We start from the raw sequence: 6,733 nt of genomic DNA, 5'->3' as shown, positions 1-6,733 counted from the left end.
GCCTCGGCGGCCAGGCGGAGGTCGAGGGCGTCTCCGGCACCTGGAAGCGCCTGACGGAGAACGTCAACGAGCTGGCCGGGAACCTGACCCGGCAGGTGCGCGCCATCGGCGAGGTGGCCAGCGCCGTCGCCGAGGGCGACCTCACCCGGTCCATCACGGTCGACGCCGCCGGCGAGGTCGCCGAGCTCAAGGACAACATCAACTCCATGGTGGAGTCCCTGCGCGAGACCACCCGGGCCAACCAGGAACAGGACTGGCTCAAGACCAACCTCGCCCGCATCTCCGCCCTCATGCAGGGCCACCGGGACCTCTCCGTCGTCGCCGAGCTGATCATGGACGAGCTGGCCCCGCTGGTGTCCGCCCAGTACGGCGCCTTCTACCTCGCCGAGGACGGGGCGTCCGGACCCGAACTGCGGCTCGTCGGCTCCTACGGCCGCCCGGAGGACGACACCAGGCCCACCCGGATCGCCTTCGGCCGCTCCCTGGTCGGCCAGGCCGCGCGCAGCCGCCGCATCATCGGCGTGGACCAGCTCCCGCCCGGATACGTCACCATCTCCTCCGGGCTCGGGCAGATCGAGCCCACCGACCTGCTGCTGCTGCCCGTCGTGTTCGAGGAACAGGTCCTGGGAGTCATCGAACTCGCCTCGGTCACCGCCTTCACCCCGGTCCAGCGGGACTTCCTGCAGCAGCTGGTGGAGACCATCGGCGTCAACGTCAACACGATCGTCGCCAACGCCCGCACCGACGAACTGCTCGAGGAATCGCAGCGCCTGACCAGCGAACTGCAGTCGCGTTCCGCCGAGTTGCAGGCGCGCCAGGAGGAGCTGCAGCAGTCCAACGCCGAACTGGAGGACAAGGCCTCGCTGCTGGCCGACCAGAACCGGGACATCGAGGCGAAGAACCTCCAGATCGAACAGGCCCGGCAGGAACTGGAGGCGCGCGCCCAGCAGTTGTCGCTGGCCTCACGGTACAAGTCCGAGTTCCTCGCGAACATGAGCCACGAGCTGCGCACGCCGCTCAACAGCCTGCTCATCCTCGCCCAGCTGCTGGCCCAGAACCCCTCCCGCAACCTCACCCCGAAGCAGGTCGAGTACGCGGGCATCATCCACTCCGCCGGCTCGGACCTGCTCCAGCTCATCAACGACATCCTCGACCTGTCCAAGGTCGAGGCGGGCAAGATGGACATCACCCCCGAGCGGGTCCCGCTCAAGCAGCTCATCGAGTACGTCGAGGCCACCTTCCAGCCGATGACCTCGCAGAAGAGCCTCGACTTCACCATCACCACCGCCCCGGGCGCCCCCGCCGACCTGCTCACCGACGACTCCCGGCTGCGGCAGATCCTGCGCAACCTGCTGTCCAACGCGGTGAAGTTCACCGAGCAGGGCCGCGTCGAACTGCGCATCGAGCCCGCGCCGGACGAGGAGGCGCCCGCGGGTGTGGTGCGCGGCGGCACCATCGTGGCCTTCCGGGTGAAGGACACCGGCATCGGCATCGCGGAACAGCAGCGGGAGACCATCTTCGGCGCCTTCCAGCAGGCCGACGGCACCACCAGCCGCAAGTACGGCGGCACCGGCCTCGGCCTGTCCATCACGCGGGAGATCGCCCACCTGCTCGGCGGCGCCGTCACCGTGGAGAGCACGCCCGGCAAGGGCAGCACCTTCACCCTCTTCCTGCCCGTGGCCCGGGCGGACTTCGAGGAGGCCCTGCGGGGCGGTCGCGGGGCGCCCCAGCAGCTGACGGCGTCCCCGGTCGGCGCACCGGCCGAGCTGGAGCCCGTGCCCGAGGCCCGGCCGGCCACCGCCCGGGGACAGCGCGCACGCCGGCTGCTCGTCGTGGAGGAACGGCCGCGCGGCCTGCTCACGCTGGTCGCCGAGAGTGTCGTCGGCGATCTCGCGCATGGCCCGGGCGGCACCCCCGTCGACATCATCACCGCTGTCGGCGCGCAGGAGGCGGCCGGTGCGCTCGCCGCGGAACCCTGCCACTGCGTCGTCGTGCAGCTCGGCGCGCTCGACGGCGAGTCCGCCCGCTTCCTGCGGGCCATGCGCGGCGACTCGGCCCTGTCCAGCGTCCCCGTCCTGGTGCACAGCTCCCACCGCACCGACCAGCAGGCCCAGGACACCGAGGGCGGCTCGCTCGAGTACCTGTACAGCCTGGACGAGCTGCGCGAACGGATCGCCCTGCACCTGTCGGCCGAGGAGCCCGGCGAGGTGCTCACCCTGGTCCGCGGCGACGAACCGCAGCCGGCCGAGCCCCACCAGGTCGACGAGCGCGACCGGGGCCGCAGCGTCCTCGTCGTGGACGACGACGCCCGCAACCTCTTCGCGCTCAGCGGTATCCTCGAACTGCACGGCTTCCGGGTGCTGCACGCGGAGAACGGCCGCAAGGGCATCGAGACGCTGATGAACAACCCGGACGTCGAACTCGTCCTGATGGACGTGATGATGCCCGAGATGGACGGCTACACCGCGACGGCCGAGATCCGCCGGATGCCGCAGTACGCCGACCTGCCGGTCATCGCCGTGACCGCCAAGGCCATGCAGGGCGACCGGGAGAAGAGTCTCGCCTCCGGCGCCAGCGACTACGTGACGAAACCGGTGGACACCCATGACCTCATCGCCTGCGTCCGGCGCTGGCTCCCCGCATGAGGACACCCCCGAAAGCCCCACCGTCCGCCGGCCTAGGAGCGCGTACACCGTGAACGCCCACGACCCGTCGGCCGGACCCGAGGCACCCGCCCCGGGCCCCGCCGGCACCGACGCACCGGAGGCCCCCGACCCGGCCGCCGCGCTGCAGGCGGTCACGCTCCCCGGCACGTCCGGTCCGGCCGACGTGCCGGGCGCGCCGGGCGACCCCGGCGCGTTCGGCACGGACGAGGCAGGCCTCGACCTGGCGGACCTCGCCGATCTTCCGGACCTGGCCGACCTCGACCTGCCCAAGGTGCCCGCCAGCTCACCGGCCGGCCGGCTGGCCGCGACGGTCGAACGGCTGCGCACGGAGGTGCGGACGGCACAGGCCGAGGCCGAGGGCCGGGCCCTGATCGAACTGGCCAAGGGCATCCTCGTCGAGCGCCTCGGCTGCGGCCCCGCGCAGGCCGCGCGGCAGCTCGCCGAACTCACCGAGCAGGCCCGGGTGACCCCGCTGGAATTCGCCGTCGAGGTCATCAACCAGGCGGCGCGGGACCGGGTCTCGGAGGTCGCCGGGGCTTTCCTGGCCGCGACGGCGGACCCCGCGACGCCGGACGAGGACTCCGCCGCCGTCCGGCTGCGGGCCGCCGAGAGCGGGGTGCTCGCCGCCGACGACACCCAGGCGGTGGCCGACTCGCTGCTCCAGCACGCCCTGCGGCCGCTGGGCGCGGTGGCCGTCGCCGTCTGGGCCGCCGGCTCCGACGGCTCGCTCACCCTCGCCGGCAGCGCCGGTTTCCCGCCCACCGAGGCGGCCCGCTGGCGCTACGTCCCGCCCGACGTGGCCACGGTCGCCCGGCGCGGTCTGACCGAGCCCGACGGGCTCTGGCTGGGTTCCCTCGCCGACTCCGGGCTGCCCACCCTCGGACGGCGCGACTTCGCCGACGGCGCGCGGGTCGCCGTACCCGCCGGGACGGGCGGCCGGATCCACGGCGTCCTGGAGATCGCCTGGGCCCGGCCGGAGGGCCCACAGCCGCCCCCGGTGATCCGCCAGATCGAGGCGCTGGCCGAACTGTGCGCGCACACCCTGGAGTCCCACGCGCTGCCGCCCGGGGTCGGGCAGGAACCCCGGCTGCTGCCCGACGCGGCGGAGCTGATGGACCTGGCGGACGGGCTGCACGACCCCGCCCTGGTGCTGATGCCGCACCTCGACGACACCGGGCGGCTCGTCGACTTCCGCATCCAGCACGTCAACACGCACTTCCTCGACCCGGCGGGCCGGCCGCGGGCCATGATCAACGGCGCGCTGCTGCTGGAGGCCTATCCCATGGCCGCCGCGGCCAGCGAGCTGTTCCAGCGGGTCGAGCGGGTGTACGCCACCGGCGAGCCGTTCCGCGCCCAGCGGATGCGGCTGACCGCGTTGGTCGGCCAGGTGCCACTGGCGGCCGTCGCCGACATCAGCATCAGCCGGCACGGCGCCGGTGTCCTGCTCATCTGGCGCATCGAGGACGAGGCCGCGCGCCTGGCCAGCCTGCTCCAGCACGCCCAGCGGCTCGGCCGCATCGGCGGCTTCGAGGAGAACGTGCTGACCGGCGAGATCACCTGGAACGGGCAGCTGTTCGACCTCTACGGCCGGCCGCCCACCAGCCCCCCGGTCCCGCTGGAGGACCTGGCCGCGCACGCCCACCCCGACGAGGCCGTCACCATCGGCCGCTTCCTGCGCACGCTGCTGCACCACCGGCGCCCGGCGTCCGCCGCGTTCCGGCTGCTGCGGCCGGACGGGGTCACCCGGCACATGCGCGTGGTGGCCGAACCGGTTCTCGACACCGCGGGCCAGCTCTTCGTCGTACGCGGCGCCTACCAGGACATCTCCGCCCAGCACTGGACGGAGGTCGCGCTCGCCGCCACCCGCGACCAGCTCGCGCACACGGAGCAGCAGGCCGACGAGCGCAACCGCCTGGCCCTCCAGCTCCAGCACGCCATCATGCCGCCCGCGCAGACCCCGCTGCAGGTGCCGGAACTCAAGGTCGCGGTGCGCTACCGGCCGGCCGAGACCGAGCAACTGGTCGGCGGCGACTGGTACGACGCCGTCGTGCTGCCCTCCGGCCTGGTGCTGCTGTGCGTGGGGGACGTCGCCGGGCACGGCATCGAGGCGGCGACCAGCATGGTCGTGCTGCGCAACGCCCTGCGCGGACTGGCCGTGACCGGGGCCGGGCCCGCGCAGCTGCTGTCCTGGCTGAACATCGTCGCCCACCATCTGACCGGCGCGGTCACCGCGACCGCCGTCTGCGGTCTGTACGACGGCGAGCGGCGCACCCTGCGCTGGGCGAGGGCGGGGCATCTGCCGCCGGTCCTGGTGCGCGACTCGGAGGCGGTCGCCCTGCCCCCGATCAAGGGGCTGCTGCTGGGCGCGTTGCCGGAGGCCGGGTACGAGGAGACGGAGCTGCAGCTGGCGGCCGGTGACACCCTGCTGATGTACACGGACGGCCTCATCGAGCGCCGGGACCGCTCCGTCGAGGAGTCCATGTCGCACCTGCTGGACACGGCCAGCCCGGCGCCCGTCAGCCTGGACCAGCATCTGGACCGGCTGCTCACCTACAGCAGGTCGGACACCGACGACGACACGTGCATCGTGGGAATCCGCGTGGTCTGAGAGGACCGCCTCGCCCGCGCGGGGCGGGCCAGGCCGCCGGCGGGCTTCAGCCGCCGTGCGTGCCGGTGAGTGGCAGGGTGGCCGCGACGCGCTTGCCGTGCGGCAGGGGAGTGACCTCCAGGCCGTCGCTGAGCAGGTTGACCAGGTTCAGTCCATGGCCGCCGACGCGACCCGGGTCGGGAGGCCGTGCCCGGGGCGGCTCCACCGAGGTGTCGGTGACGGTGATGCGCAGCGCGTCGCCGTCGGCGGACAGCTCGAGCCCCAGGACGCACGGGCCGGGGGCGTGCTTGACGGCATTGGTGACGAGTTCGCTGACGACGAGCTGGGCATCCTGGACCGCGCGCCGCCCGGGCGCGTGCGGCGCTCGTGACAGCAGAGCGTCGACGGCGTCCCGCGCATCGGCGATGCAGGGCACCCCGGCGTCCCAGGTGCGGCTGTGCCGCAGGGGCGCGGGGCGGTTCCGCGTCATCGTGGGTGTGCTCACTCGGATGTCCATGCTTCGCTGCCCTTTTCCTCCGGGGCCCGGGCCCCACGTGACACGGCTCGTGACACGGCGGGGCAGGCCCGGGGAATCCGTTCCAGCGGATCTCCCGGGCCTGCCCCGGTCCGTCGCCGCTTCAGTGCCTGGAAAATCAGTGCTTGAAGACGTCCTTCGTCTTTTCCTTGGCCTGGCGGGCGTCACCGCGGGCTGCTTCCATGCGGCCCTCGGCCTCCAGACGCTCGTTGCCCACGGCGCGTCCCGCGGCCTCCTTGACCTTGCCCCGGGCCTGCTCGGTCTTCGCCTTGGCCTTCTTGTTGCCAGCCATCGGGTCTCACATCCCCACGTCTTCTCGGTGTGCGGTCCACATTCGCGTTGCCGCTCTGCGGCGGTCCAAACAGCCCCGGATTACTTACGCTTGGTTGAACAGTCCAGACTGATAAATCTATCGTCAGTAACCATGGAGACGAAGGACACCAGGGACGGGGACGGCCTGGCGCTCGCCGCCGCCCTGCGGCTCGCCATGGGCCGGATCGTGCGCAGGCTGCGCCAGGCCCACGCGGTGGGTGACCTGACCCTCTCGGAGGTCTCGGTGCTGGCCCGGCTGGCCGCCGCCGGACCCGACTCGCCCGGCGCGCTCGCCGAACTCGAGCGCGTCCGGCCGCAGGCGATGGCCACCACGCTCGCCGGGCTCGAACAACGCGGACTCGTCAGCCGCGCCCCCGACACGGCCGACGGCCGGCGGGCCATCGTGTCCGTCACCGGCGCGGGGCGCGGCGTGCTGGAGGAGCGCCGCTCGGAGTCCGTGGACCGGCTCGCCCGCGCCCTCGACGAGTTCAGCCCCGAGGAGCGCGCGGCGCTGCGTGCCGCGATGCCGCTGCTCGACCGGCTGGCGGATCGGCTGTGAGCGGGCGGACGCCGCCGCACGGCGGCCCCGCCCCGCGCGGCCGGCTGCTCGCCCGCTCGGCCCGCCCCCGGGAC

Annotated in this window: 5 protein-coding genes; 3 read left to right on the top strand and 2 right to left on the bottom strand. The window is 73.3% G+C overall.

The features are described from left to right. On the top strand, positions 1-2,645 hold a 2,645-nt coding region (locus V7E45_RS21750; RefSeq protein ID WP_333775877.1), incomplete at its 5' end, for an ATP-binding protein. Next, positions 2,605-5,274 carry a SpoIIE family protein phosphatase gene (locus V7E45_RS21745; RefSeq protein WP_443056128.1) on the top strand — a complete coding sequence of 890 codons (2,670 nt, stop codon included), beginning with the start codon at positions 2,605-2,607 and terminating at the stop codon, positions 5,272-5,274. The genes V7E45_RS21750 and V7E45_RS21745, both read left to right, overlap by 41 nt. A 46-nt stretch (positions 5,275-5,320) precedes the next feature. Here V7E45_RS21745 and V7E45_RS21740 read toward each other — a convergent pair whose 3' ends face one another. Together V7E45_RS21740 and V7E45_RS21735 are read right to left on the bottom strand one after the other, a co-directional pair. Beyond that, positions 5,321-5,770: an ATP-binding protein gene (locus tag V7E45_RS21740; RefSeq protein WP_333775876.1), complete on the bottom strand. Its 450-nt coding sequence runs from the start codon at positions 5,768-5,770 to the stop codon at positions 5,321-5,323. 136 nt (positions 5,771-5,906) lie between these two features. Further along, the gene (locus V7E45_RS21735; RefSeq protein ID WP_333775875.1) at positions 5,907-6,080 is read right to left on the bottom strand and encodes a CsbD family protein; all 174 of its coding nucleotides are present in this window, start codon (positions 6,078-6,080) and stop codon (positions 5,907-5,909) included. 132 nt (positions 6,081-6,212) lie between these two features. On the opposite strand from V7E45_RS21735, the gene V7E45_RS21730 reads away from it, so the two are divergent. After that, positions 6,213-6,659: a MarR family winged helix-turn-helix transcriptional regulator gene (locus V7E45_RS21730; RefSeq protein ID WP_333775874.1), complete on the top strand. Its 447-nt coding sequence runs from the start codon at positions 6,213-6,215 to the stop codon at positions 6,657-6,659. Positions 6,660-6,733 lie beyond the last annotated feature (74 nt).

Origin of the sequence: Streptomyces sp. IBSBF 3136, from assembly GCF_036815105.1 — a bacterium.
GTDB lineage: Bacteria > Actinomycetota > Actinomycetes > Streptomycetales > Streptomycetaceae > Streptomyces.
This window is presented reverse-complemented; position numbering and strand designations above follow the sequence as displayed.

Coding starts and splice junctions, on each gene's coding strand:
- V7E45_RS21745 (WP_443056128.1), top strand. CDS start 2,605: ATGACCTCATCGCCTGCGTCCGGCGCTGGCTCCCCGCATGAGGACACC.
- V7E45_RS21740 (WP_333775876.1), bottom strand. CDS start 5,770: ATGGACATCCGAGTGAGCACACCCACGATGACGCGGAACCGCCCCGCG.
- V7E45_RS21735 (WP_333775875.1), bottom strand. CDS start 6,080: ATGGCTGGCAACAAGAAGGCCAAGGCGAAGACCGAGCAGGCCCGGGGC.
- V7E45_RS21730 (WP_333775874.1), top strand. CDS start 6,213: ATGGAGACGAAGGACACCAGGGACGGGGACGGCCTGGCGCTCGCCGCC.